This window comes from Arthrobacter sp. 05T420, from assembly GCF_056396305.1.
In genome coordinates this window covers 131876-158130 of sequence record NZ_JBFTLG010000005.1, presented here as the reverse complement: position 1 = coordinate 158130, position 26255 = coordinate 131876, and the positions used below count along the sequence as shown (strand labels likewise).

At 66.9% G+C, this 26255-nt stretch carries 23 protein-coding genes and 1 tRNA gene; all 24 read left to right on the top strand.

Annotation, left to right across the window (positions count from 1 at the left end):
- Window positions 1–32 precede the first annotated feature (32 nt).
- The 24 genes from AC1DEM_RS06955 (at window position 33) to AC1DEM_RS06840 (ending at window position 26200) form a co-directional block, all read left to right on the top strand.
- Window positions 33–1166 (top strand): mannose-1-phosphate guanylyltransferase, encoded by a 1134-nt coding sequence (locus tag AC1DEM_RS06955; RefSeq protein WP_476883778.1) that lies wholly within the window; start codon window positions 33–35, stop codon window positions 1164–1166.
- A gap of 96 nt (window positions 1167–1262) precedes the next feature.
- Window positions 1263–2462 carry an amidohydrolase gene (locus tag AC1DEM_RS06950; RefSeq protein ID WP_476883777.1) on the top strand — a complete coding sequence of 400 codons (1200 nt, stop codon included), beginning with the start codon at window positions 1263–1265 and terminating at the stop codon, window positions 2460–2462.
- 283 nt (window positions 2463–2745) lie between these two features.
- On the top strand, window positions 2746–3210 hold the full coding sequence (locus AC1DEM_RS06945) for a MarR family winged helix-turn-helix transcriptional regulator (RefSeq protein WP_476883776.1): 465 nt from the start codon (window positions 2746–2748) through the stop codon (window positions 3208–3210).
- Between the two features lie 75 nt (window positions 3211–3285).
- Window positions 3286–3717, top strand: a complete 432-nt coding sequence (locus tag AC1DEM_RS06940; RefSeq protein ID WP_476883775.1) for an organic hydroperoxide resistance protein — start codon at window positions 3286–3288, stop codon at window positions 3715–3717.
- Window positions 3714–4745 (top strand): NADP-dependent oxidoreductase, encoded by a 1032-nt coding sequence (locus AC1DEM_RS06935; RefSeq protein WP_476883774.1) that lies wholly within the window; start codon window positions 3714–3716, stop codon window positions 4743–4745. The genes AC1DEM_RS06940 and AC1DEM_RS06935 overlap by 4 nt, the downstream gene beginning before the upstream one ends.
- 339 nt (window positions 4746–5084) lie before the next feature.
- The gene (locus AC1DEM_RS06930) at window positions 5085–6191 is read left to right on the top strand and encodes a BMP family lipoprotein (protein ID WP_476883773.1); all 1107 of its coding nucleotides are present in this window, start codon (window positions 5085–5087) and stop codon (window positions 6189–6191) included.
- 163 nt (window positions 6192–6354) lie between these two features.
- Window positions 6355–8070, top strand: a complete 1716-nt coding sequence (locus AC1DEM_RS06925; RefSeq protein WP_476883772.1) for an ABC transporter ATP-binding protein — start codon at window positions 6355–6357, stop codon at window positions 8068–8070.
- Window positions 8063–9463, top strand: a complete 1401-nt coding sequence (locus AC1DEM_RS06920; RefSeq protein WP_476883771.1) for an ABC transporter permease — start codon at window positions 8063–8065, stop codon at window positions 9461–9463. Before AC1DEM_RS06925 ends, AC1DEM_RS06920 begins: the two co-directional genes overlap by 8 nt.
- On the top strand, window positions 9460–10776 hold the full coding sequence (locus tag AC1DEM_RS06915) for an ABC transporter permease (RefSeq protein WP_476883770.1): 1317 nt from the start codon (window positions 9460–9462) through the stop codon (window positions 10774–10776). Before AC1DEM_RS06920 ends, AC1DEM_RS06915 begins: the two co-directional genes overlap by 4 nt.
- A 2-nt stretch (window positions 10777–10778) precedes the next feature.
- Window positions 10779–11183, top strand: coding sequence for a cytidine deaminase (locus AC1DEM_RS06910; protein ID WP_476883769.1), 405 nt, complete (start codon window positions 10779–10781; stop codon window positions 11181–11183).
- Window positions 11180–12511, top strand: a complete 1332-nt coding sequence (locus tag AC1DEM_RS06905) for a thymidine phosphorylase (RefSeq protein ID WP_476883768.1) — start codon at window positions 11180–11182, stop codon at window positions 12509–12511. The genes AC1DEM_RS06910 and AC1DEM_RS06905 overlap by 4 nt, the downstream gene beginning before the upstream one ends.
- 193 nt (window positions 12512–12704) lie before the next feature.
- Window positions 12705–13340, top strand: a complete 636-nt coding sequence (locus AC1DEM_RS06900) for a DedA family protein (RefSeq protein ID WP_476883767.1) — start codon at window positions 12705–12707, stop codon at window positions 13338–13340.
- Window positions 13341–13483: 143 nt separating this feature from the next.
- Window positions 13484–14218, top strand: a complete 735-nt coding sequence (locus tag AC1DEM_RS06895) for a DedA family protein (protein ID WP_476883766.1) — start codon at window positions 13484–13486, stop codon at window positions 14216–14218.
- A gap of 32 nt (window positions 14219–14250) precedes the next feature.
- Window positions 14251–15402 (top strand): adenosine deaminase, encoded by a 1152-nt coding sequence (locus AC1DEM_RS06890; RefSeq protein WP_476883765.1) that lies wholly within the window; start codon window positions 14251–14253, stop codon window positions 15400–15402.
- 67 nt (window positions 15403–15469) lie between these two features.
- On the top strand, window positions 15470–16054 hold the full coding sequence (locus AC1DEM_RS06885) for a MazG nucleotide pyrophosphohydrolase domain-containing protein (RefSeq protein WP_476883851.1): 585 nt from the start codon (window positions 15470–15472) through the stop codon (window positions 16052–16054).
- Between the two features lie 184 nt (window positions 16055–16238).
- Entirely contained in the window at window positions 16239–17519 is a 1281-nt protein-coding gene (gene eno / locus AC1DEM_RS06880; RefSeq protein ID WP_476883764.1) for a phosphopyruvate hydratase, read from the top strand.
- Window positions 17520–17604: 85 nt separating this feature from the next.
- The gene (locus tag AC1DEM_RS06875) at window positions 17605–18336 is read left to right on the top strand and encodes an FtsB family cell division protein (protein WP_476883763.1); all 732 of its coding nucleotides are present in this window, start codon (window positions 17605–17607) and stop codon (window positions 18334–18336) included.
- A 165-nt stretch (window positions 18337–18501) separates the two neighbouring features.
- A complete protein-coding gene (locus AC1DEM_RS06870) occupies window positions 18502–19203 on the top strand; it encodes a DUF501 domain-containing protein (RefSeq protein ID WP_476883850.1) in 702 nt (233 codons plus the stop codon).
- Window positions 19200–20174 (top strand): Ppx/GppA phosphatase family protein, encoded by a 975-nt coding sequence (locus AC1DEM_RS06865; protein WP_476883762.1) that lies wholly within the window; start codon window positions 19200–19202, stop codon window positions 20172–20174. The genes AC1DEM_RS06870 and AC1DEM_RS06865 overlap by 4 nt, the downstream gene beginning before the upstream one ends.
- Before the next feature lie 61 nt (window positions 20175–20235).
- Window positions 20236–21654, top strand: a complete 1419-nt coding sequence (locus tag AC1DEM_RS06860; protein WP_476883761.1) for a S8 family serine peptidase — start codon at window positions 20236–20238, stop codon at window positions 21652–21654.
- A 38-nt stretch (window positions 21655–21692) separates the two neighbouring features.
- Complete coding sequence (locus AC1DEM_RS06855) at window positions 21693–23165, top strand: NAD(P)/FAD-dependent oxidoreductase (RefSeq protein ID WP_476883760.1); 1473 nt, start codon at window positions 21693–21695, stop codon at window positions 23163–23165.
- A 151-nt stretch (window positions 23166–23316) separates the two neighbouring features.
- Window positions 23317–24261, top strand: coding sequence for an N-acetyltransferase (locus AC1DEM_RS06850; protein ID WP_476883759.1), 945 nt, complete (start codon window positions 23317–23319; stop codon window positions 24259–24261).
- A gap of 32 nt (window positions 24262–24293) precedes the next feature.
- A tRNA-Leu gene (locus AC1DEM_RS06845) sits at window positions 24294–24367 on the top strand.
- 483 nt (window positions 24368–24850) lie between these two features.
- Window positions 24851–26200, top strand: coding sequence for an ABC transporter substrate-binding protein (locus AC1DEM_RS06840; RefSeq protein ID WP_476883758.1), 1350 nt, complete (start codon window positions 24851–24853; stop codon window positions 26198–26200).
- Window positions 26201–26255: the final 55 nt, after the last annotated feature.

Below are 26255 nucleotides of genomic sequence, written 5' to 3'. Positions count from 1 at the left end.
CGATTCGGCCGCCGTCGGCTAAAGTAGCCGTGATGACTACAGACAAAGTGACAAGCCAGGATTCACCGTTGGACCGTTTTATTGCGGTTATTCCGGCGGGCGGGGTGGGGACCCGTCTCTGGCCCCTGTCACGGGCAGCAGCCCCGAAATTCCTTCACGACCTCACCGGGTCGGGCAGCACTCTGCTGCGCGCAACCTATGACCGCCTCCAGCCCGTCGCCGGCAAGCACGTGCTGGTGGTGACCGGCTCCGCCCACAAGGCAGCCGTCTGCCGCCAACTGCCTGAGGTCCTGGACTCCAACCTTGTGTTGGAAAGTGAACCCAAGGACTCCGGTGCGGCGATCGGCCTCGCCGCGGCCATCCTCCATGAGCGGGACCCGGACACCATCATGGGCTCGTTCGCCGCGGACCAGGTCATCAGCCCGGATGACCTCTTCCAGGACGCAGTCCGTGAGGCCGTCTACACCGCCGCCGCCGGGAAGATCGTCACCATCGGCATCAAGCCGACCCATCCCTCCACCGGATTCGGCTACATCCGCTCCGGCGCGAACCTCAACATCCCCGACGCGCCCAGCGCCCAGGCCGTGGTGGAGTTCGTGGAGAAGCCCAGCGAGGAAGTGGCCCAGCAGTACGTCGACAGCGGGGAATATGTCTGGAACGCGGGCATGTTCGTGGCGCCGGTCTCGCTGATGCTCAAGCACCTCGAGGCCAACCAGCCCGAGCTCTTCGCCGGACTCCAGGAAATCGCCAGGGCCTGGGACACGCCGGAGCGCGACGCCGTCACCGCCCGGGTGTGGCCCACGCTGCCCAAGATCGCCATTGACTACGCCGTCGCCGAGCCCGCCGCCGCTGCAGGCGACGTCGCAGTGGTGCCTGGAACGTTCCTCTGGGACGACGTCGGGGACTTCGCCTCCGTGGGCCGGCTCAACAGCGCCAAGGAAGTCGACGAGGTCACAGTCTTGGGCGAGGGCGCCCGTGTTTTCACCGAGAACGCCAGCGGCGTGGTGGTGTCCGATACCAAGCGGGTGATCGCGTTGATCGGCATCAAGGATGTCGTGATCGTGGACACCCCGGACGCCCTGCTGGTCACCACCAAGGAACACTCGCAGCGGGTCAAGCAAGCCGTGGACGCCATCAAGGCCAAGGGCGACACGGACGTACTGTAGGCGGAATGGGGCGGATCAGGGGTGTGGAATGTTCAGCAATCCGTAACGCGCCGTACCCGATGCCGCTATTCTTTGTCCGCTGGATAGAGTGATTCTGTGCGCAACTACTCGACTGAAGCTGAGCCCACCACTCTCGTAGGGCCGTGGCTGGAGCCCCTCCTGCCGGAGCTGATCGCGTTCCGCCGCGACCTCCATGCGCACCCGGAACTTTCGTTCAAGGAGTTCCGCACCACCGACAAGCTGGCAAAGCGGCTCGAAGAAGCCGGGCTCAAACCCCGCCGTCTCGAGGGCACGGGCCTGACGGTTGACGTCGGGCAGGGTCCCATCGCCACCGCCCTGCGCGGCGACATCGACGCCCTGCCGATCATCGAGGAAACAGGCCTCGAGTTCGCCTCGAAGAATCACGGCGTGACCCACGCCTGCGGCCACGATATCCACGCCACCACCATGCTCGGCATCGCCCTGGTCCTGCAGCGGATGCATGAGCAGTCCCCGCTGCGGGGAACGGTCCGAATTATCTTCCAGCCGGCTGAGGAAACGATGCCCGGCGGCGCCACGTCGTGCATCGAGCAGGGCGTCCTGGACGGCGTGCCGCGCATCCTGGCGCTTCACTGCGATCCCCGGATCGAGATCGGAAAGATCGGCACCCGGATCGGGGCCATCACCTCCGCCTCGGACACCATCAAGATTGAACTCTCCGGCCGCGGCGGCCACACCTCCCGCCCCCACCTGACCGAGGAACTGGTCTTCGCCCTGGCGCAGATCGCGGTCAATGTTCCCGCCGTGCTCTCTCGCCGCGTCGATGTCCGCAGCGGCGTGTCCGTGGTCTGGGGCCAGATCTCCGCAGGCTCGGCCCCGAACGCCATCCCCGGCAGCGGCTACATGGCCGGCACCATGCGGTGCCTGGACCGCGGCGCCTGGCACGACGCCGGCGAACTGCTCGACGACATCATCCGGCAGGTCGCCGAGCCCTACGGCGTCGACGTCCACATCGAACACACCCGCGGCGTGCCGCCGGTGGTCAACTCCGAGCACGAAACCGCGCTGATAGAGGCCGCGGCCCGCGCCGAAATCGGCGAGAGCGCCGTGGTCCTGACCCCGCAGTCCATGGGCGGGGAAGACTTCGCCTGGTTCCTGGCCGACACCCCCGGTGCCATGATGCGCCTCGGCACCAAGACCCCCGGCGGGGAAGAGTACGACCTCCACCGCGGCGACTACATCGTTGACGAGCGTGCGCTTGGCCTCGGCATCCAGGTGCTCACGGCGGCGGCCCTGCGCACCATCCGCGACCTCTAGATCCCTCCCGGTTCGCAGTCACCCGCGACTCTGACCTTCGCGGCCCGCCGTTCCGTCTGGGCCGTGTGTTCCCTTTGCTGGGGCAGGGCCGTGTTGCAGAGTTTCCCCACCTTTGCCGGCACGACGCCGGGACGCACCGGCGGTGCGGGCCGACACGCCGTCGGGCCCCAGCGAACATGGGGAAATTCGGCAGACGCCTCATAGCACCGCTTATTTGGTTGTGCACAACTAGATTGCGCACAACCAAGTTGTGTGAGATCTAGTTGTCCCGTACGGTGGAACCATGACCACGCCAGAACAGGCCCGCCCTGCCAGCCCGGAAGCGCTCCGCCTGAACCGGCAGGTGTGTTTCGCGATGTATTCGGCCTCGCGCGCCGCCACGGCCGCCTACCGCCCCATGCTGGAGGAGCTCGGACTGACCTACCCGCAGTACCTCGCCATGCTGGTGCTTTGGGAAGCGGAGCCGCGCAGCGTTCGGGAACTGGGGGAGGAGCTCGGGCTCGACTCCGGCACGCTGTCGCCGCTGCTCAAGCGGCTCGAAGCGCTGGGCCTCGTTCAGCGCCGCCGGTCCGCCGAGGATGAGCGCCGCGTGGAGATCTTCCTCACCGACGCCGGCGCCGCCCTGAGCGCCAGGGCCAGCGGCATCCCGCAGCGCCTGGCGGACGCCGCCGGGCTCGCTGCCGTGGAACTGGACCAGCTCCGCGACACCCTGGGCCGGCTGGCTAACGCGCTCCACGCCTCCCACTAAGCCTTTCCCCTTACACTCCTCCGACTTCCCGGGCCAATGCCCGCCAAGATTTCCCGCCAACAGAACGGAAACCCCATGAAGACTCTCTACACAGCCGAGGCCCTGGCCTCCGGCGAAGGCCGCGACGGCACCGCCATCAGCAAGGACGGCAAGCTCAGCGTCACCCTCGCCAGCCCGGTGGAACTCGGCGGCGACGGCGCCGGAACCAACCCGGAGCAACTCTTTGCCGCCGGCTACGCCGCATGCTTCCACTCGGCCCTGCGCCTGGTGGGCCGCCAGCAAAAAGCCGACCTGACGGACTCCGCTGTCGCCGCCAAGATCCACTTCGGCGCCCTCGAGGACAGTGCCGGATACGGCCTGGCGGCAGAACTGGAGATCGCCTTGCCGGCCGTGGACCGGGAAACCGCCGAGTCCCTCGTGGCCAAAGCCCACCAGATCTGCCCGTACTCCAACGCCACCCGCGGCAACATCACTGTCGACATCACCATCCTGGAGGTAGCCGCATGAGCGCCAACATCGAAACCCACACACTTCCCGCCGCCACCCGCGAGATCCAGCTGGCGTCCCGTCCCCACGGCCGGCCGGTTCCGGAAAACTTCCGCCTCGCCGAGTCGCCGCTGCCCGAACTGCGGGACGGCCAGGTCCTGGTCCGCAACCTCTATATCTCGGTGGACCCGTACATGCGCGGGCGCATGAATGACGTCAAGTCCTACTCCGCGCCGTTTGCGCTGGATGTGGCGATGGAGGGCGGCGCCGTCGGCGAAGTCATCGCGTCCCGGGCCGAAGGGCGCGCCGTCGGCGATACGGTCGTGCACAGCCTCGGCTGGCGCGAATACGCCGTGGTCGATGCCGCGGCCACCAGCCCGGCACGCACCGATCTGGCTCCCGCCTCGGCGTTCCTCGGTGCCCTCGGCATGACCGGCCTGACCGCCTATGCGGGACTGCTGAAGGTGGCAAACTTCAAGCCCGGCGACGCCGTATTCGTCTCGGGTGCCGCCGGTGCGGTCGGCTCGCTCGTGGGGCAGATCGCCAAGGCCATGGGCGCGTCCCGGGTGATCGGCAGCGCCGGTTCGCCGGAGAAGGTGGCCCGGCTGCTCGAACTCGGCTTCGACGCCGCGTTCAACTACCACGACGGCCCGGTTGCGGAGCAGCTTGCTGCGGCCGCAGGAGAGCGCGGGATTGACGTCTACTTCGACAACGTCGGCGGCGAGCACCTGGAAGCGGCGTTGTCCGTGCTCAACGTCGGTGGCCGGGTGGCCATGTGCGGGGCCATTTCGCAGTACAACTCGACCGAGCCCACGCCGGCGCCGCGGAACCTCATGCTGGTAATCGGCAAACAGCTGACCCTCAAGGGCTTCCTGGTGGGCGGCTACTGGCAGCACATGGCCGAATTTGTCGAGACCATGTCCGGCTGGCTCGCCGACGGAACCGTCCGTTACGACGAGACCGTGGTGGACGGCCTGGACAACGCCCCGCAGGCCTTCATGGATCTGCTCGACGGCGCCAACACCGGCAAGATGCTGGTCCGGCTCTAGCCCGGCGGCAGACGACACCAGACACGCAGACACCTCCGGCGCTGTTTTCCCGCCACGACGCCTCCGGCGCCAGTTCCCGTGGGGACCGGCGCCGGAGGCGTCAGTGCGCCCTCGTGTAGGAGGGCCCGGCTACCACTAGGTAACAAGTTCTCAACAATCTGGGGATTCGCCGGGAAGTGTGTTATCCGGACGTGGCGCAGGCCACTAAAGTAGCTTGCATCAGTGCGCCTCGGCGCAGTGCTGCGAATCCATCAGTGAAAACAGAGTTCAGCGGAACACCGCAGACAGACACTCATTGAACTTCCGTCGTAGCGCCTACTCTTTCTTCCTGGAGGAAAATTGAAGAACTCTCTGCGTGCCACCGTTAAGCGCGGATCAATGGCCGGCGTCGCCACCGCGGGCGCGGCTGCACTCCTGTTGACCGGCTGCGGGGCTGCCCCGGAGGCCAGCACCGCCACCAACACCGCCAGCAATTACAAGGGCTGCATCGTGTCCGACTCGGGTGGGTTCGATGACCAGTCGTTCAACCAGTCCTCCTACGAGGGACTGAAGAAGGTCACGTCGGAGCAGGGCCTTAAGATGAACCAGGCCGAGTCCAAGACCAACAACGACTTCGAGCCGAACCTGCGCGCCATGGTCGCCGCCGGCTGCAACCTGACCATTACGGTCGGCTTCCTGCTCGGCGACGCCACGAAGGCCCAGGCCACCGCGAACCCGGACAAGCACTTCGCCATCATCGACTTCGGCTACGAGACCCCGGTGGCCAACGTCAAGCCGATCATCTACGACACGGCCCAGGCCGCGTTCCTGGCCGGCTACCTCGCAGCAGGCACCACCAAGACCGGAACGGTCGCCACCTTCGGCGGCATCAAGATCCCCACAGTCACCATCTTCATGGATGGCTACGCCGACGGCGTGAAGTACTACAACGAAAAGAAGGGCAAGAACGTCAAGGTTCTTGGCTGGGACAAGGCCAAGCAGGACGGCTCCTTCACCGGCGACTTCGAAAAGCAGGACAAGGGCAAGCAGTTCACCCAGAACTTCCTGGACCAGGGCGCCGACATCGTCATGCCCGTCGCAGGTCCGGTCGGCAAGGGTGCGGGCGCAGCCCTGAAGGAAGCCAAGGCGGCAGGCAAGGACGTCAAGCTCATCTGGGTTGACTCCGACGGCTTCCTCACGGCACCGGATTACAAGGACATCATGCTCTCCTCCGTCATGAAGCAGATGGGCGAGGCCGTCGAGACGGTGGTCAAGCAGGACAAGGACGGCCAGTTCACCAACAAGCCGTACGTCGGCACTCTCGCGAACGACGGCGTCCAGCTGGCTCCGTTCCACGACATGGATTCCCAGGTTCCGGCCGAACTGAAGTCCGAGCTGGATCAGATCAAGAAGGACATCGCCGACGGCAAGCTGAAGGTTGAGTCGGCAGCCAGCCCGAAGGCCTAACTTCCTCCGCTAAGCGCCACGGCCCGTCCGGTCACCACCGCACGGGCTGTGGCGCTTTTCGTTGCGGCCCGCTGCGCCTCCGAGCGCAGGCACTAAGCTGGTGCTGCAGCCCCCATACGCGTCCGGACAAAGCCTTCCGGACACCTCGAGATTGGTCAGAGTTTTGAAACTTGAACTCAAGGGCATTACTAAACGCTTCGGCTCCCTGGTAGCCAACGATCACATCGATGTGGTTGTTGAACCCGGGCAGATTCACTGTCTGCTCGGCGAGAACGGCGCTGGCAAGTCCACGCTGATGAACGTCCTCTACGGACTGTACGAGCCCACAGAGGGCGAAATCCTGATTGACGACAAGCCGGTCACCTTCCGCGGCCCCGGCGACGCCATGGCGGCCGGCATCGGCATGGTGCACCAGCACTTCATGCTGGTCCCCGTCTTTACCGTCGCGGAGAACGTCGCACTGGGAGCGGAGACCACCAAGACCGGCGGATTCCTGGACCTCGAGGACACCCGCCGGAAGATCCGGGAGATCTCGGACCGGTACGGCTTCGACGTCGACCCCGACGCGCTGATCGAAGACCTGCCTGTGGGCGTGCAGCAGCGCGTCGAGATCATCAAGGCACTGGTCCGCGACGCCAAGGTGCTCATTCTCGATGAGCCCACGGCCGTGCTGACCCCGCAGGACACCGATGAGCTGCTGGACATCATGCGCCAGCTCAAGAGCCACGGCACCTCCATCGTCTTCATTTCCCACAAGCTTCGTGAAGTGAAGGCCGTCTCGGACACCATCACCGTCATCCGGCGCGGCAAGGTGGTGGGCTCGGCCGATCCCGGCGCCTCCACCACCGAACTGGCGTCCATGATGGTGGGCCGGGCCGTGAGCCTGACCCTGGACAAGGCTCCTGCCAATCCGCAGGAGACCACCTTCGAGGTCAAGGACCTCACCGTCATCGCTCCCAGCGGCCAGCACGTGGTGGACGGCATCAGCTTCGGAATCGCCCGCGGCGAGATCCTCGCCATCGCCGGCGTCCAGGGCAACGGCCAGACCGAACTGACCGAGGCCATCCTCGGCCTGCACGAGAGGGCCCACGGCTCGATCACCCTCGATGGCGAAGAACTCCTGGGCCGCAGCGTCAAGGACGTCCTCAAGGCCGGCGTTGGATTCGTGCCGGAAGACCGCTCACTCGACGGGCTGATTGGCACGTTCTCCATCGCCGAGAACCTGATCCTGGACCGGTATGACCAGCCGCCGTTCGCCAAGGGCATCAGCATGAGCCCGGCCAAGGTCCTGGAGAACGCCAAGACCCGGATCGAAGAATTCGACGTCCGCACCCCGTCCGGCTCGCTCGCAGCCGGCACCCTGTCCGGCGGCAACCAGCAGAAGGTCGTCATGGCCCGGGAGCTCTCCCGGCCGCTGCGGCTCTTCATCGCCTCCCAGCCCACCCGCGGCGTGGACGTGGGCTCCATCGAGTTCCTGCACAAGCGGATCGTCGCGGAGCGGGACCACGGCACGCCCGTCATGATCGTCTCCACCGAACTGGACGAGGTGATTGAACTCGCCGACCGGATCGCCGTGCTGTACAAGGGCAGGCTGGTCGGGATTGTCCCGGCCGGCACCGGGCGCGACGTCCTGGGCCTGATGATGGCCGGGGTTTCCCCGGACGAAGCCCAGGCCGACGCCGCGGGCAAGCATTCGGCGCAATCCCTCTCTGAGAATGCCGCACCGAACACAGCAGAAAACCCCGCCGGGACCACCGCAGACACCCCCGCAGAAAACCCGGCCGACAACCCCGCAACGACGCCGGCCACGAGCCAGGCGCCCGCCCCCCCGTCCGTGCAGGAGCCCGGCTCCGGCGCCGTAGGAGACCACCATGAGTGAGAACACCGAGCCGCGGCCCGCGGCCGCACCGGACCCGGACTGGCTTCCGGCCGCCCAAGCCACCGCAGTGGAGTCTGAGCCGCTCGAGGACGATGAAGCCTTCGTCACCTCCCTGGACACCGCGGGCGGCGCCCACCAGCCGTCGGCCGTTCCCGTCTCCACCCAGAGCGGATCCCTTCCCGGCGCCCCGGAAGAAGAGTCGTTGCTGCGCAAAATCTTCACCGGCAATGGCATCGTGACCATCCTGGCGGTGCTGCTCGCACTGATCCTGGGCGGCCTGCTCATCGCCATGACGGACAAGGTGGTCGGCACCACGGCCGGCTATCTCTTTGCCCGGCCCGCTGATTTCCTCACCGCCGTCTGGTCCGCCGCCACCGATTCCTACGTCGCCCTCTTCCAGGGCGCGGTCTTCAATCCCCGTGGGGCCGGCATGGCTGGACAGTTCGCCCCCCTCATGGAGACGCTGACCATCGCCACCCCGCTGATCACCGCAGGCCTCGGCGTCGCCCTGGCCTTCCGCGCGGGTCTGTTCAACATTGGTGCGCAAGGCCAGATCATCATGGCCGGCATCCTCGCCTCGTGGGTCGGCTTCGCGCTGCACCTGCCGGTTGGGCTGCACCTGCTGCTGGTCCTCGTGGCCGGCGTCGTCGGCGGCGCTGTTTGGGGCGGCATCGTCGGCGTGCTCAAAGCCAGGACGGGCGCCCACGAGGTCATCGTGACCATCATGTTCAACTACATCGCCCTGTATTTCCTGCGCTACCTGCTGGACACGGATTTGTTCCAGCGTCCGGGGGAAGCCACTCCGATTTCCCCCGTCCTGGACCCAAGTGCCGCGTACCCGCTGCTCTTCGGTAGCCAGTACCGGTTGCACCTGGGCTTCTTGCTGGCCATTGCGGCCACTTTTTTTGTTTCGTGGCTGCTGAACCGCTCCACGCTCGGATTCGAGTTCCGTGCCATCGGGGCCAACCCCAAGGCAGCCCTGACTGCCGGCATTAACGTCTCCCGGGCCACCATCCTGGTGATGACCATTGCCGGTGGCCTGGCCGGCCTGGCCGGTGTGGCGCAGGTGGCAGGCACCGAAAAGGTCCTGACCGATGGTGTCGCTGCAACCTACGGCTTTGACGCGATCACCGTGGCGCTGCTGGGACGCTCGTCGCCGTGGGGCACCTTTGCCGCCGGCGTGCTGTTCGGAGCCTTCCGCGCAGGCGCCGTCCAGATGCAGATCCAGACCGGAACCCCGATCGATATCGTCCTCGTGGTCCAGTCGCTCATTGTGCTGTTCATCGCCGCGCCGCCGCTGGTCCGGGCGATCTTCGGACTGAACCCGCGCAAGAAGAAGGCCGCGACCGCCGGCAAAACCAAGCAGGCCGCAACCACCGGAGGTGCCGCATGAGCACAACAGCAACCTCGCCCGTCCAGGGAGATTCACAACCGGACAAGGGGCGCAGGCCCGCGGAGACCGCCAAGCCGGTGACCTGGAAGCTGCCGGTCACGCTGGCGGTGCTGGCCACCATCGCCTTCATCTTCTTCGGACTACTGGGCCCGCAGGCGAACGCCAAGTTTGGCGTTTCCTCCGGCGGAGACTTCTTCCAGCTCCCCGCTATCGATGTCCCCGCTTTCCTGTCCGGCATTGTGCTCTCCTTGATCCTGCTGGGCCTCGCGGGCTACGCCTTGGTCCTGAAGGCGAAAAGGAACGTCCGGCCCCCGAGCTGGCTTCCAGCAGTGTTCACCGTCGTGTTCGTGGTCGCCTTCCTGATCTGGGTGGTGGGCGGCGCCCGGACCCCCAGCATTTCGCTGGCGGGCCTCATCGCCGGGTCCGTGACACTTGCCGTGCCGATCGTCTTCGGCTCCCTCTCGGGTGTGCTGTGCGAACGCGCCGGCGTCGTCAACATCGCTATCGAAGGCCAGCTCCTGGGCGGTGCCTTCACGGCCGCACTCGTCGCCAGCCTGACCCACAACCCCTACCTGGGCCTGCTTGCGGCGGGCGTGGCGGGTGCCCTTGTATCGGTGGTGCTGGCAGTGTTCAGCATCAAGTACGTGGTCAACCAGATCATCGTTGGCGTCGTGCTCAACGTCCTGGTCTCCGGGCTCACCGGCTTCCTGTTCAGCACCGTGATGCAGTCCGACCCCGAGAAGTACAACTCACCCGGCCGGCTGCCCATCATCGATATCCCGGTCCTGTCCGGCATCCCGATCATCGGGCCCATCCTGTTCAAGCAGTCCGTGGTGGGCTACCTGATGTATGTGGCCGTGATTGTGATCTGGGTCGGGCTGTTCAAGACGAAGTGGGGCCTGCGCGTCCGCGCTGTGGGCGAGCACCCGCAGGCGGCTGACACCCTGGGCATCAAGGTCAACGCGACCCGCTTCTGGAACGTCACGCTCGGCGGCGCCGTCGCCGGAATCGGCGGATCGTTCTTCACCCTCGTGGCGATCGACAGCTTCACCAAGGAAATCTCCGGCGGCCGCGGCTTCATTGCCCTCGCCGCCATGATCCTGGGCCGCTGGAATCCGATCGGGGCGTTCTTTGCCGCGCTGTTGTTCGGCTTCGCCGACAACCTGCAAAGCATCGTGACGATCATCGGCACCCCCGTGCCGAGCCAGTTCATGGCTATGCTGCCGTACGTCGTGACCGTGTTCGCCGTGGCCGGCCTCGTCGGCCGCTCCCGGCCGCCGGCCGCCGACGGCATACCGTACATCAAGGGCTGAGAATGGACAGCATCGACGTCGACTGGGCAGCGCTCGAAGCCGCAGCAGTCTCCGCCATGAAGAACGCCTACGCGCCGTATTCGAAGTTTCCGGTCGGGGCCGCGGCCCTCACCGGAGACGGGCGGATCGTCAGCGGCTGCAACGTCGAAAACGCCAGCTACGGGCTGACCCTGTGCGCCGAGTGCGCCCTGGTGGGCAATCTGCAGATGACTGGCGGGGGACACCTCCGCGCCTTCTACTGCGTCGACGCCGGCGGGAACGTCCTCATGCCGTGCGGTCGCTGCCGCCAACTGCTCTACGAATTCCGGGCTCCGGACATGGAGCTCATGACCACACAGGGAATCAAGACCATGGACCAGGTCCTTCCCGATGCCTTTGGCCCCCAACACCTGGAGGAACCCCGGTGACTCAAACGACACAGAACACCAGCAACACCGAAGCGTTCGACGCCGTCGACATCATCCGCATCAAGCGGGACAAGGGCGTGCTCAGCCCGGCCCAGATCGACTGGACGATCGACGCGTACACCCGCGGCGCCATCGCCGACGAACAGATGGCCGCCCTGAACATGGCCATCCTGCTCAACGGCATGGACCGGACCGAAATCTCCCGCTGGACAGCGGCCATGATCGCCTCCGGCGAGCGGATGGACTTCTCCAGCCTGCGCAGGCCCGACGGCGGTGTGAAGGCGACGTCGGACAAGCACTCCACCGGCGGCGTCGGGGACAAGATCACCCTGCCGCTGGCGCCCTTGGTGGCGGTCTTCGGCGTGGCCGTGCCCCAGCTCTCCGGCCGCGGCCTCGGCCACACCGGCGGCACCCTGGACAAGCTCGAGTCCATCCCGGGCTGGCGTGCGGCCCTGAGCAATGAGGAAATGATGGCCCAGCTCCAGGACGTCGGCGCGGTCATTTGCGCGGCCGGCGCGGGACTGGCCCCGGCGGACAAGAAGCTCTACGCGCTCCGCGACGTCACCGGGACCGTGGAGGCCATCCCGCTGATCGCCTCCTCGATCATGAGCAAGAAGATCGCCGAAGGCACCGGCTCGCTGGTGCTCGACGTCAAGGTGGGCAGCGGCGCGTTCATGAAGGACGAGGCCCGCGCCCGCGAACTGGCCGAGACCATGGTGGCCCTGGGCAAGGACGCCGGTGTCAACACGGTGGCCCTGCTCACCAACATGAACACGCCCCTGGGCCTCACCGCGGGCAACGCGATCGAGGTCGAGGAATCCGTGGAGGTCCTCGCCGGGGGAGGCCCGGACGACGTCGTCGAACTCACCGTCCGGCTCGCGGAGGAAATGCTGGCCTGCGCCGGCGTCCGCGACGCCGATCCCCGGGCCGCACTGCGGGACGGCCGGGCCATGGACGTCTGGAACCGGATGATCCAGGCCCAGGGCGGGGACCCGCGGGCCAAGCTCCCGGTCGCCAAGGAAACCGAGGTCATCTACGCCCCGGCCGACGGCGTCCTGGTGGAGCTCGACGCGATGGCCGTCGGCGTCGCGGCCTGGCGGCTCGGCGCCGGACGCGCCCGCAAGGAGGACCAGGTCCAGGCCGGGGCCGGGGTGCGGATGCATGCCAAGCCCGGTGCCATGGTCAGGGCGGGCGAACCGCTCATGACCCTCCTGACGGACACTCCGGAGAAGTTCGAGCGGGCCAAGGAAGCACTCGAACACGCCGCCGTGATCGCACCCGAGGGCTCCCGGCCCGCCCAGAAGCTCATCATCGACCGCATCGCCTAAGACCGTTGCCAATCACTTTTGGTCCCCAAACCTCGGGCTTAGCCGCCATAAGTGATAGGGCAACCGGCGGTCGGGGCCGGCGGTACACTGACTCCACAGCAGTGGCTCCACAGCAGTACCCTTGCAAGCGCAGGCCCGGCCCCGGCCGAGCCTGCGCTTGGATCAATCTGGCCCCGCCCCGCGGAAGGAAGCTGTGCAGGCAATCAACGACTTCATCCTCGCCGCAGCAGGGCAACCCTGGGTCCTGGTCCTGGTTTTCGCCTGTTGCGTGATCGACGGCTTCTTTCCGCCAATCCCGAGCGAGTCGGTGGTGGTGGGCCTGGCTGCTGTCGCCGCCACGGCGGATGTTCCCAATCCGGTGCTTCTGATCGCCGCCGCCGCCGCAGGCGCATTCCTGGGCGACAACGTGGCTTACCTGATCGGCCGCGGGACCGGAACACGGCGCTGGGCATGGCAGCGCGGTCCCCGCATGCAGGCGGCTTTCCGCTGGGCCGGACGCGAACTGCGGAAACGGCCCGCCTCACTGATCCTTGTGGCACGCTTCGTCCCGATCGGACGGGTGGCCGTCAACCTGACCGCCGGGGCCACGCACTACCCACGGCCCAGGTTCATCAGCCTGACAATACTTTCGGCGCTGCTGTGGGCGGGCTACTCGGTGGGAATCGGCCTGTCCGTTGGGCCGTGGTTTCAGAAAAACCATGTCCTGGCCGCGGCTATTGCGATCATCTGCGCCATTATCCTGGGCATCATCCTGGACCGCGTGATCAGCAAGGTGCGCGGCCGCACTCCGGAGGAACCGACGCATTCCGTTCCGCCCGTCGAGTCCTAGGCGGATTGGCCCCGCCCGTGGGACACTAAGGAGCGATTTGGGTCACGTTGTTGGCCGCACTTCGTCCAACTTTTCACCCTCTGTCATCGCATGTACGGTACGGCTTAGTTGTCCGTTCCCAGTCATCAAGGAGCATCGCCCGCATGGAGTTCATTAACGAGGCCGTGCTCCATGCCGCTGGCCAGTGGTGGATCTACCCGGTTTTGCTGGTTTTCTTCTTCGTGGACGGCTTCGCGATGGTGGTCCCCAGCGAGACACTCATCGTTGCCCTTGCGGCGTACTCCCTGCACAGCGGCCAGCCCAACTTGTGGATCCTCGGCCTCACGGCGCTCGTTGGAGCCATGGCGGGCGACAACATGGCGTACATGCTTGGCCGCAAGATCGGCCTCGAGCGGTTCCGCTGGATGCGTAAACCAAAGGTCCAAAAGGTCTTCGGGTGGGCGCACTATGAACTCGAGAAGCGCGGCGCCGTCTTGATCTTTACCGCCCGGTACATCCCGTGGGGGCGTGTGGCGGTCAACTACGTGGCGGGCACGACGGCGTTCCCGCACCGGAGATTCTTCTTCCTGGACGCCTTCGCCTGCTTCACGTGGGTGGCCTACTCGATCGGCATCGGCGTCCTGGCCAGTTCCTTCCCGTGGCTGCACCATAACCCGCTGCTCAGCGCGGGGATCGCGGTGGTGTTTGCGATCGTGCTCGGAGTCCTCATTGACCACCTCCTGCGCTGGTGGCACAAGCGCCTTGGCCGCCACGATGCCAAGCCGGTCCCGGCCGACGCCGATTACGTCCCGGAACCCGCTTCCGGGGAACGGGCGGCCGGGATGCACGGCACGATGCTGGCCGGTCCGTCCACTGAGGCCGGAGTGTCCGGAAAGTAGCTTCCCGCGCCCGGCGACCCTATGGTTGGAACGTGACTGAGACTATTCCTGACGCTGCCCCTGACCTCGACTTCGACCTGAAGGCCCTTCCCAAGGTCTCCCTGCACGACCACCTGGACGGCGGACTCCGCCCGGACACCATCATTGAACTCGCTGAGGCCGCCGGCCACACGCTGCCCTCCACGGACCCCGTGGCACTGGGGGAGTGGTTCCGCGAATCGGCGGACTCCGGCTCCCTGGTCCGGTACCTCGAGACCTTTGACCACACCATCGCCGTGATGCAGACCAAGGAAGGCCTGTTCCGCGTCGCGAAGGAATTCGTCGAGGACCTGGCCGACGACGGCGTGGTGTATGGCGAGGTGCGCTGGGCACCGGAACAGCACCTGCAGAAGGGCCTGAGCCTGGACGAAGTGGTGGAGGCCGTGCAGGCAGGCCTCGAAGCCGGCGTGGACGCCGTGGCCGAGACCGGCCGCGACATCCAGGTGGGCCAGCTCATCACGGCCATGCGCCACGCCGACCGCGGCCAGGAGATCGCCGAACTGGCTGTCCGCCACCGCAACAACGGCGCCGTCGGCTTCGACATCGCCGGTGCTGAGGACGGCTTCCTGCCGTCCCGTTTCAAGGACGCCTTCACCTATCTGGCCCAGCACAATTTCCCGGCCACCGTCCACGCCGGTGAAGCTGCCGGCCTGGAAAGCATCCAGTCGGCGCTTGTCGACGGCCGGGCCCTGCGCCTGGGCCACGGTGTGCGGATCGCCGAGGACGTCACGATCGAATTCGAAGAGGACGACGACGCCGAGGGAGACGAAGTCGACGACACCATCGGCATGGTGACCCTGGGCGAACTCGCCAGCTGGGTCCGCGACCGCGGCATCGCCCTGGAAATCTGCCCCTCCTCGAACCTGCAGACCGGCGCCATCGCCGGCTTCGGCGAAGGCATCGAAAGCCACCCGCTGGACATGCTCTACCAGCTCGGCTTCAACGTCACCATCAACACCGACAACCGGCTCATGAGCGGCGTCACGCTGACCGACGAGTTCGAGCTGCTGGTTGAGACGTTCGACTACGACCTAGATGACCTCCTGGAGCTGACGCTGAATGCAGCCGAGGCCGCCTTCCTCCCGCTCGAGGAGAAGGAAGCCCTCGTGGAGTACATCAACGAGGCCTACGCCGACCTTGGCTAACGAGGACACTCGACCCGTCCAGGGGCTGGCCGCTTGTATCGCAGCCCTGCGCGAGCACTGCCCCTGGATGGGTGCCCTCACCCACGAATCCCTCGTGGAGTACCTCCTGGAGGAGGCCTACGAGGTCGCGGAGACCATCGAAACGGCCGGCGGCGACGCCGAACTGAAGTCCGAGCTGGGCGACGTGCTGCTTCAGGTGGTCCTGCACTCCCGGCTCGCCGAGGAACGCGGCGCCTTCGACCTGGATGACGTCGCCCGCGCACTGACGGCCAAGATGATCCGGCGCAACCCGCACGTGTTCCGCCCCGACGGCTCGCTGCAGGATTCCTTCCCGGCAACGGTGGAGGAGATCGTCCTGAAATGGGATGCCGTCAAGAAGGCCGAGAAACCGGAACGCGGCCACGTCTTCGACGGCGTTCCGGCCGCTCTGCCGGCCCTGGCCCGGGCCCAAAAGCTCCTGGACCGGGCCGAACGCGCGCACCTGGCGACGGCTGCGGGCGGCGCCGGCGTCGAGATCCCAGCCACCGAGTCGGAACTCGGGGACCTGCTCTTCGGGATCGTGGCGGATGCCCGGGCCGGCGGGCTCGACGCCGAGCGAGCCCTCCGCGGAGCCCTCCGCCGCTTTCAGGACAGCAACGGTGCCCTTCCCTAGAAAACCTGCCCTGGCACGAATGCCATCAGCATCATGACGTCCGGGGGGTGGATAGGTTTCCGTAACCTCCGCCACTCTCGACTACGCTAGTAGCGACGACGACGTCGGCTTTCCAGCTTCACGTACAGCCAGAGTCCAAGCAGTCAGATTCCCTGCAGATCGCTTCACCCAAAGGAGCATATCCATGGCGCTTATCGATGCCATCCACGCCCGCGAAATCCTCGATTCCCGTGGCAACCCGACCGTAGAAGTTGAAGTCCTGCTCTCGGACGGCCAGATCGGCCGCGCAGCAGTTCCCTCCGGAGCCTCCACCGGCGAGCACGAAGCCGTCGAACTCCGCGACGGCGACAAGGGCCGCTACCTCGGCAAGGGTGTCCAGAAGGCGGTCGACGCGGTCATCGACCAGATCGCCCCCGCCCTGACCGGTTTCGACGCGACCGACCAGCGCAGCATCGACCAGGCCATGATCGACCTGGACGGCACCCCCAACAAGGGCAAGCTCGGCGCCAACGCCATCCTGGGTGTCTCCCTGGCCGTGGCCAACGCTGCCGCCGCCTCCGCTGACCTGCCGCTGTACAAGTACCTCGGCGGCCCCAACGCGCACGTCCTGCCCGTGCCGCTGATGAACATCCTCAACGGCGGCTCGCACGCCGACTCCGACGTGGACATCCAGGAATTCATGATTGTCCCGATCGGCGCCGAGACCTTCTCCGAGGGCCTGCGCTGGGGCGTCGAGGTCTACCACAACCTCAAGTCCGTCCTGCAGGCCAAGGGCCTGTCCACCGGCCTGGGCGACGAGGGCGGCTTCGCGCCGAACCTGCCGTCCAACCGTGCCGCCCTGGACCTGATCCAGGAAGCCATCAAGAACGCCGGCTACACCCCGGGCAAGGACATCGCCCTGGCCCTGGACGTCGCCTCCTCCGAGTTCTTCAAGGACGGCGCCTACCAGTTCGAAGGCAAGGCACTCTCCGCCACCGAGATGAGCGCGTACTACGCCGAGCTCGTGGCCGACTACCCGCTGGTTTCCATCGAGGACCCGCTGGACGAGAACGACTGGGAAGGCTGGAAGACCCTCACCGACTCCATCGGCGACAAGGTCCAGCTCGTGGGCGATGACCTCTTCGTCACCAACCCCGCGATCCTGCAGCGCGGCATCGACACCAAGACCGCGAACTCGCTGCTCGTCAAGGTCAACCAGATCGGCTCCCTGACCGAGACGCTGGACGCCGTATCACTGGCCCAGCGTGCCGGTTACACCACCATCACCTCGCACCGCTCCGGAGAAACCGAGGACACCACCATTGCTGACATCTCCGTTGCCACCAACGCGGGACAGATCAAGACCGGTGCCCCGGCCCGCTCCGAGCGCGTTGCCAAGTACAACCAGCTGCTGCGCATCGAAGAGGAACTCGACGACGCCGCACGGTACGCCGGACGCAGCGCCTTCCCGCGTTTCAAAGGCTAGTTAGCCGCGAAAACCGGTAACCGGTGGCTATGGTTGAAAGACCATGGCCACCGGTTCTGTTTTGGCCCGCTTTTGAAGGAGTGACATGGCTACCCGACGCCCCAATGTTCCCCGGGCTACGCCTGCACCCACCAAGGCTGCGGCCACCAAGGCTGCTGCCACTGGCTTGGGGGCAACAGAGGACGGCGGCGAAGTCATCCAGGCCGACTTTGGCGGCTCCCGCAGCGGCGCGCCGACGCCGGCCACGCCCCGCGGCGCAGCGCCTGCCTCCCCGCGTGCGGCAGCACCCGCAGCGGGCAAGCCGTCCGCCAACGGTTCCGCAACAGCACCGGCCTCAAAACCCGCAACCCGGCCGGCGCCGGGGAAGGCTGGCGGCAAGGCCGAAGGCCGGACCGCGGCCGGCGGTGCCGTCGAATCCCTCGACCCAGTGCCCGCCAAGGCGTTCTCGGGCCGGCTGCTTGCCCTCGGCGTCGTCATGATTGCCATCACCATCCTCCTGGCGCCCACGGTGAAGATCTTCCTCGACAAACGAGCCGAAATCGCGGCGCTGCAGGCCGACATCGCGGCCAAGCAGACCAAGCAGGAGGACCTCAAACGCCAGGTGTCGCGGTGGCAGGATCCCAACTTCGTGAAGCAGCAGGCCCGCGACCGCATTAACATGGTTATGCCCGGAGAGACGGGCTACTGGGTATTCGGCAGCGATCTTCCTGCCGCGCAGTCCAGTGGCGCTGCGGGTGCAACATCAGCACAAGACCCGGCCAACCTGCCGTGGGTGGACTCCCTGTGGGAGTCCATCAGGCGATCGGCAACAGACTAGAAGCGGCGCCCGCCGCCGGGATTGTCCCGTGGACAATCTGGAACTGGGCAGGAAGGTGCCACTCAAGTGGACGAAAACCGAGTGGACCAGGACCGAGCGGTCAGGAACGACGGGGCCCCGACGTCGGCGCCCCGGCACAGGGCAAGCGCCCCGGAGGCCTCCCGCCTGCCGTCGCCGCAGGACCTCGAGGTCCTCAGCCGCCAGCTGGGCCGGCCCGTGCGGGACGTCGTCGAAATCCCGGCCCGCTGCGTCTGCGGAAACCCGCTCGTGGCCGCCACCTCGCCGCGGCTCAGCAACGGCACGCCGTTCCCCACCACGTTCTACCTCACGCACCCGGTGATCACTGCGGCGGTGTCGCGGCTGGAGGCCGCCGGGCTGATGAACGAAATGAACGACCGGCTCGCCGCCGACGCCGGCCTCGCGGACCGATACCGCGCCGCCCACGAGGCCTATCTGGCCTCCCGCGCCGAGATCGGCGCCCGCTGCGGCATCGGTGGGGTTCCGGAAATCGACGGCGTCTCGGCCGGCGGCATGCCGACCCGCGTCAAATGCCTGCACGTTCTCGTGGGGCACTCGCTGGCAGCTGGCCCCGGCGTGAACCCGCTCGGCGACGAGTCGATCGCGGCCATCACCGAATGGTGGACCGTGGACCGGTGCTACTGCGACGGCGCCTGGGACACCGGCGGCGAGGCACCGTCCCGGGACCTCAGCCGTCATGGACCCCAAGGCCTGCCGGAAATCGTTGGCAGGCCCGCCCCGGTCCGCAAGTCCCGCGCCACCGCCGGCGCGGAAAACCCCTCCAGCACCGCCAGCCCGGCCGGCCCGGGCGACACCGCCGGCCCGGCCGGCGCGGGGGAGTCCAAGTGACCAGGGTCGCGGCGATTGACTGCGGCACCAACTCCATCCGCCTGCTGATCGCCGACGTGAACGCAGATACGAACACGGACGCGAACGCAACAGGGCAGCGCACGCCGCGGCTGACCGACATCGTGCGGGAAATGCGCGTGGTCCGGCTGGGCCAGGGCGTGGACTCCACGGGCGAACTGGCCCCAGAAGCGCTCGAGCGCACCTTCGCCGCGACCCGGGACTACGCTGCCCTGATCCGCGAGCACGGCGTCGAGCAGGTGCGCTTTGTGGCGACTTCCGCCACCCGCGATGCCCGCAACCGGCAGGTCTTCGTCGACGGCATCCGCGCCATCCTCGGCGTCGAGCCCGAGGTGATCACCGGCGACGAGGAAGCCGCGCTGTCATTCGCCGGCGCCAGCAGTGTCCTGCCCTCCCGGGGCGAGGACCCCGTGCTGGTGGTGGACCTCGGTGGCGGAAGCACGGAGTTCGTCCTGGGCAACGCCGGCGGCGTCATCGCCGCCCGCTCGGTCGACGTCGGCTGCGTCCGGATGACCGAACGGCACCTGCGCAGCGATCCGCCCACACAGGAGCAGATCGCAGCGGCAGAGACCGACGTCGACGCCGCCATCAGCGAGGCGGCAGAAACCGTTCCGCTGGAACGCACCACCGTCGTCGTCGGCGTGGCAGGTTCCGTCACCACCATCACCGCGCACGCGCTCCGTCTGCCGGAGTATTCGCCGGCCGCGATCCACGGCACCGAACTGGACCTGGACGCGGTCCGGAAGGCATGCACCGAGCTGCTCGAAATGACCCGGGAGGAGCGGGCCGCGCTGCCGTACATGCACCCCGGCCGGGTGGACGTGATCGGCGCCGGCGGCCTCGTCTGGCGGCGGGTCCTGCAACGCCTGGCCGATGTCACGGGCGGCCGCATCACCACGGCAGTGGCCAGCGAACACGATATTCTTGACGGTATTGCCCTCAGCATCCGATGACCCGCCCAGCAGTTGCGCCTCCGTGCGCCGTGCCGCTGGTGCAACCGCCGATAGGACCTGAATGACCAGAGCAACAGGCCGCCGGACCGCCTCCGCGTTGATGGCCTTGGCCCTTGCCGGCGGAGCGTCCACCGCGGCGCTCGCCCTAGCCGCGCCCGCCTACGCCGACTCCTGGCGGGACAAGGAATACTGGCTCGCCGAATCCGGCATCACCAAAGCCTGGGATGTGTCCAAGGGTGCCGGCGTCAAAGTCGCCGTGATTGACAGCGGCGTGGACGGCAAACATCCGGACCTGGCTGGCGTGCTCGCGGGTGGCTCCGACATTTCCGGCGCCGGCAGTGCCAACGGCCAGGCGAGCATCGGTGCCAAACCCGAACACGGCACCCTCGTGGCCACCATGCTCGCCGGGCGCGGGCATCAGGCGCCCGAACCGAGCGCCAAACCGAGCGCCAGCGCCAAACCCAGCTCTGGCCCCGCCGTCGGCCCTGACGGGATCGTCGGCGTCGCCCCGGAAGCCCAACTGCTGTCCGTCTCCACCTGGCTGGGCTCCGCCAACCCGGGCGGCAAGAGCGACCAGGACCAGATCCCGGAGGCAGTGCGCTGGGCCGTTGACAACGGCGCCCGCGTCATCAACATCTCCCTCGGCAGTACATCGCCGGAATGGCCGCAGAGCTGGGACGCGGCGTTCCTCTACGCCGAACAGAAGGACGTCGTAATCGTCGCCGCCGCGGGCAACCGCGTGGGCGGCAACGTCCAGGTGGGCGCGCCTGCCACGATTCCCGGCGTCCTGACGGTCGCGGGCCTGGACCGCAAGGGCGCGGCCAGCATCGACTCCTCCTCACAGGGCATCAGCATTGGCGTCGCCGCTCCCGCCGAGGACCTGGTAGGCGGCATGCCTGCCGGCGGCTATGCCGAATGGGCGGGTACCTCCGGGGCCACGCCTATCGTTTCCGGCGTCGCTGCCCTGATCCGCTCCAAATGGCCCGAGATGTCCGCGAGCCAGGTCATCAACCGGATCGTCAGCACGGCCAAGGACGCAGGGGCGCCCGGGAAGGATCCGCTCTACGGTTTCGGCGTGCTGAACGCCGAGGCCGCCCTCAAGGCCGATGTCCCGGAAACCAAGGCCAATCCGCTGGGCTCGATTTCGGACTGGATCCGGGTCCACCGGCGCGGAAACCTCGCCACGACGGCGCCTGCTGTGGCGCCCGCGCCTTCCAGCGCTGTGCCCACCCTGCCCGAAGCGACCGTGCCGGTCGCGGAGAAGCCGTCCCAGTTGGACAGCGCCCTGCCGGCCGCGGTGGTCCTGGGCTTCGGGTGCCTGCTCGTGGGCATCGTGGTGGCCGCTGCCCTGCAGTTGCGGGCCGCCATGCGAACGCCGCGCAAGGACGGGCCGGACGGGCCGGTCAAGTCCGAACCCAGGGCCGAACGCACGGCCGAAACCGGGACCGAGAATCCGGTGGACTCCAGCAACCCGTCATAGTTAGTGAAGGTTTTCACAAACTACTGTATTCTTGACACATGGCATCCTCCCTTCAGCTCCAGGACCGTCCCCGGGTACTCGTCGTCGGCGGCGGGTACGTCGGCCTGTATGTAGCCCTCAAACTTCAGAAAAAGATCGCGAATGCAGGTGGCATCGTCACCCTCGTGGATCCCCTGCCCTACATGACCTACCAGCCCTTCCTGCCGGAAGTTGCCGGCGGCAACATCGAGGCGCGCCACGCAGTCGTCTCGCACCGCCAGCACCTGAAGCAGACGGAGCTCATCCAGGGCCGCGTCACCTCCATCGACCACGCCAACCGCACGGCAGTGGTCGCACCTTCCGACGGTGGCGACACCTTCGAGGTTCCCTACTTCGACGTCGTCCTGGCCGCTGGCGCCATCACCCGCACGTTCCCGATCAGGGGCCTCGCGGAAAAGGGCATCGGCCTGAAGACCATCGAAGAGGCTGTCGCCCTGCGCAACAAGGTTCTCGAGCGCATCGAGACCGGCTCGCTCATGACGGACCCCGTTGAGCGTGCCCGCGCCCTGACGTTCGTCGTCGTTGGCGGCGGCTTCGCCGGCATCGAGTGCATCACCGAAATGGAAGACCTCGCCCGCGCCGCGGTCAAGAACAACCCGCGCATCAAGCAGGAGGAAGTCCGCTTCGTCCTGGTCGAGGCCATGGGCCGCATCATGCCCGAGGTCACGGCGCCGCAGGCCGAATGGGTTGTCGAGCACCTCCGCAGCCGCGGTATCGAGGTCCTCCTGAACACCTCCCTCGACAACGCCGAGGGCTCCCTGAAACTCATCAACCTCCCGGACAAGAGCCCGGCCCAGGAATTCGAGACTGACACCCTGGTCTGGACTGCCGGTGTGCAGGCCAACCCGATGGTCCGCTCCACGGACTTCCCGCTCGAGCCGCGCGGCCGCGTCCGCGTCCTGGCCGACCTGCGCATCGCAGGCGACGAGGGCATCATCGACAACGCTTGGGCTGCCGGCGACGTCGCTGCCGTCCCCGACCTCACGGGCAGCGGCCTGCCGGACGGCACCTGCGTGCCGAACGCCCAGCACGCGCTGCGCCAGTCCAAGCGCCTGGCCAAGAACCTGTGGGCCTCCCGCTGGGACAAGCCGCTCAAGGACTACAAGCACAAGAACCTGGGCGCCGTCGCCGGCTTCGGCGAATGGAAGGGTGTAGCGAACATCAACCTGGTTGGCCGCATCGGCCTCAAGGGCCCGCTGGCCTGGCTGGCACACCGTGGCTACCACGGCATGGCCATCCCCACCGTGGAGCGCAAGATCCGCGTAATCTCCGGCTGGCTGTGGGCCTTCTTCCTGGGCCGCGACACCACCCAGCTGATGGACCTGGACAACCCGCGCGGCGCCTTCGTGGCCGCAGCGACGCCGGCCCCGAAGCCTGCTGCCCCGGAGGCCGCCAAGGCCGAAGCCAAGCCTGAGGCCAAGGCCGGCACCCCGGCAGCATCGAATGAATCGGTCCCGGCAGACGCCAAATAACTCCAGGCCGTAACGGCTTCGAGCGCTCTGGCGGTTGCCCTACGACGGCGGCTGTTCCCCTCGGGGGGGAGCAGCCGCCGTTTTCGTTGCTGGCGTCCGCCGGGGCGTCCGGAGCGGACGGCTGCGCACGCCCCGCGCCTAGACTGGCTCCATGACAGCTGAAAAGGACCTGCACACGCTCCTGGCCACCATGCACCCCGAACTGCGCGAGGGCGAGTACGTCTACGCCCTGTGGCCGCACGGCAAACCCCTGGCCGGGGCCATCGCGGCCGCCGTCCGCGAGGCGGAGGGGCTGACCGTTGTGCTGCCGCGGGACGAAGCCGACAGCCAGGGGCTCTCCTACGACTTCGTCGCAGCGTGGATCACGCTCCAGGTGCACTCGTCACTCGAGGCGATCGGTTTGACGGCAGCCGTCAGCGCCGCCCTGACCGAGGCGAAGATCAGCTGCAACGTCCTGGCCGGCTTCCACCATGACCATCTCCTGGTCCCCGTGGCCGACGCCGACCGGGCCCTGGAGGTTCTGCACGAACTCGTCGCAGACCATGGGGAGCACAAGCCGGCACCGGAACTCGTGCTGCGCAGCGAGGAACCGGCGGACCGTCCGGAAATCCTCGTCCTCACAGCCGCCGCGTTTGCCATCTCGCCCGCAACCGGTCACCACGTCGACGGCGAACCCGAAGAAGTGAAGCTGCTGGCCCGGCTGTTCGAAAGCCAGGAATACCTCCCCGAGTTCAGCGTCGTTGCGGAGCTCAACGGCGAAATCGTGGGGCATGTAATCAGCACCCGCGGCTGGGTGGGCGAGCTGGAGCTGCTGGGGCTCGGGCCGATCGGGGTGGTGCCGCGGCTGCAGCGCCACGGCATCGGCACCGCGCTCATGAACGAGACGGTGGCGCGGGCCAACGCCGCAGGGGAGCGGGGGATCGCGCTGCTGGGCAGCCCCGACTACTACTCCCGCTTCGGCTTTGTGCCGTCCACGTCGCTCGGGGTGGCACCGCCGGAGGCCGGCTGGGGCGCGCACTTCCAGCTGCTCCCGCTCGCCGTCTGGCCCGGCGGCGTTAGCGGCACCTTCCGGTACGCCGGCCCGTTTTCGGGCTGATCCGGGCGGCGACGGGATACCATTGACCGGGCGCCCCAGTAGCCCAATTGGCAGAGGCAGCGGACTTAAAATCCGCGTGTTGTGGGTTCGAGTCCCACCTGGGGCACAAAGACTCCTGATTCCCTATAGCTCTAAGGGAACCGGGGGTCTTTTGTCATGCCGGGACACCGGCTGGTCGGTACATTGTGTGCGGCCCGTCCTTGGGGTCTCACGGCAAGGACGGGCCGCCTGTGGGCTGCGAAGGAGTCGAACCTTCTGGAGGCCAGCGTGCTGGGGACGTTCTGGCTACGAACCGTTCAGCCCGGGTCGCTAGACCAGACGTTACGGGCCCAACCTTGTGGGAAACCTGTGGAAAACATGAAGCGGCACGAGTCAAATTCGCGATGGTTGGTCAAGGGCACTTTAGCTACACGCCGCCATGCAGGGGCCGCTGGAACCCTGCAGATTTCCTCTATGCAACGAGTGTTATAAGGATGTGACCGTAGTCACTTATTTTCGCGTCGAATTTGCACTAGCTTGAAGTGGAATCAGGAACACCTGATCTTTCGCGTCAAAGGCCGTTCGCACCTTTAGATCGAGGAGCTTGTACATGACTTCACTCCCCCGGGTTGCGCCCCGCGTCGCTAAGCTCACAGTGCTTAGCCTCGGCGTCGCCCTTCTGGCTACGGCTTGTGGCGGTTCACCCGCCCCGAGTTCGTCGGGATCCAGCTCAGCCGCGGCCGCCGGCATCGCATGCCCGGCGCCCAGCGCCACCGGCGCCGGTACCAGCGCTGCCGGCGAAACGGGCACCGTGCCCGCTTCGGCCACCACCACCCCCACACCCCTGAAGATCGGCTCGCTCCTGCCGACGACAGGTTCGCTGGCATTCCTCGGCCCGCCCGAAATTGCCGGTGTGAACCTCGGCATCAAGGAGGTCAACGACGCGGGCGGCGTCCTTGGCAAGCCTGTCGAGGTCATCCACCGCGACTCCGGCGACACCAAGACCGACATCGCCACCCAGTCCACCACGGCACTGCTCGGCCAGGGCGTCAGTGCAATCGTCGGCGCCGCCTCCTCGGGCGTCTCCAAGACCGTGATTAACCAGATCACCGGTGCCGGCGTGGTCCAGTTCTCCCCGGCCAACACCTCCCCGGACTTCACCTCGTGGGATGACAAGGGCCTCTACTGGCGCACCGCCCCCTCGGACGTGCTCCAGGGCAAGGTCCTCGGTAACTACATGGCCACCTGTGGCGCCCAGACGGTCGGCATGATCGTCCTGAACGACGCCTACGGAACCGGCCTTGCAAAGAACGTCCAGTCCGCTTTCGAGGCGGCCGGCGGCAAGGTTGTTGCCCAGGAACTCTTCAATGAAGGCGATTCACAGTTCAGCAGCCAGGTGGACAAGGTTCTGGCCGCCAAGCCGGACGCTATTGCCCTGATCACCTTCGACCAGGCCAAGAGCATCGTCCCGCTGATGACGGGCAAGGGCGTCAAGCCGACCCAGATCTTCATGGTGGACGGCAACATGTCCGACTACAGCAAGGACTTCCAGGCGGGAACCCTCAAGGGCGCCCAGGGCACCATCCCGGGCACCTTCGCCAAGGATGACTTCAAGAAGAAGCTCCTGGCGATCGACCCGGCGCTGAAGGACTACAGCTACTCCGGCGAGTCCTACGACGCCGTGAACCTGATCGCACTGGCGGCGGAGGAAGCCAAGAGCACCAAGGGCACCGATATCGCGGCGCACCTGAAGGACGTCTCTGAAGGTGGCGAGAAGTGCAATACCTTCCCCTCCTGCGTCACCCTGCTCCGCAACGGTAAGGACATCGACTACGACGGCCAGTCCGGCCCCGTGACGTTCTCCGACGCCGGCGACCCGACGGAAGCCTACATCGGCATCTACGAGTACCAGGATGACAACACCTACAAGCCGGTCAAGGAAGAATTCGGCAAGCTGTAAGCCGCTTCCCACCGACTAACAGGAGACCCCCGTCCAGTCTGGACGGGGGTCTCCT

Coding starts and splice junctions, on each gene's coding strand:
- AC1DEM_RS06945 (WP_476883776.1), top strand. CDS start 2,746: ATGACCACGCCAGAACAGGCCCGCCCTGCCAGCCCGGAAGCGCTCCGC.
- AC1DEM_RS06920 (WP_476883771.1), top strand. CDS start 8,063: ATGAGTGAGAACACCGAGCCGCGGCCCGCGGCCGCACCGGACCCGGAC.
- AC1DEM_RS06855 (WP_476883760.1), top strand. CDS start 21,693: ATGGCATCCTCCCTTCAGCTCCAGGACCGTCCCCGGGTACTCGTCGTC.
- AC1DEM_RS06875 (WP_476883763.1), top strand. CDS start 17,605: ATGGCTACCCGACGCCCCAATGTTCCCCGGGCTACGCCTGCACCCACC.
- AC1DEM_RS06850 (WP_476883759.1), top strand. CDS start 23,317: ATGACAGCTGAAAAGGACCTGCACACGCTCCTGGCCACCATGCACCCC.
- AC1DEM_RS06840 (WP_476883758.1), top strand. CDS start 24,851: ATGACTTCACTCCCCCGGGTTGCGCCCCGCGTCGCTAAGCTCACAGTG.
- AC1DEM_RS06895 (WP_476883766.1), top strand. CDS start 13,484: ATGGAGTTCATTAACGAGGCCGTGCTCCATGCCGCTGGCCAGTGGTGG.
- eno (WP_476883764.1), top strand. CDS start 16,239: ATGGCGCTTATCGATGCCATCCACGCCCGCGAAATCCTCGATTCCCGT.
- AC1DEM_RS06885 (WP_476883851.1), top strand. CDS start 15,470: ATGGGTGCCCTCACCCACGAATCCCTCGTGGAGTACCTCCTGGAGGAG.
- AC1DEM_RS06915 (WP_476883770.1), top strand. CDS start 9,460: ATGAGCACAACAGCAACCTCGCCCGTCCAGGGAGATTCACAACCGGAC.
- AC1DEM_RS06940 (WP_476883775.1), top strand. CDS start 3,286: ATGAAGACTCTCTACACAGCCGAGGCCCTGGCCTCCGGCGAAGGCCGC.
- AC1DEM_RS06935 (WP_476883774.1), top strand. CDS start 3,714: ATGAGCGCCAACATCGAAACCCACACACTTCCCGCCGCCACCCGCGAG.
- AC1DEM_RS06860 (WP_476883761.1), top strand. CDS start 20,236: ATGACCAGAGCAACAGGCCGCCGGACCGCCTCCGCGTTGATGGCCTTG.
- AC1DEM_RS06955 (WP_476883778.1), top strand. CDS start 33: ATGACTACAGACAAAGTGACAAGCCAGGATTCACCGTTGGACCGTTTT.
- AC1DEM_RS06910 (WP_476883769.1), top strand. CDS start 10,779: ATGGACAGCATCGACGTCGACTGGGCAGCGCTCGAAGCCGCAGCAGTC.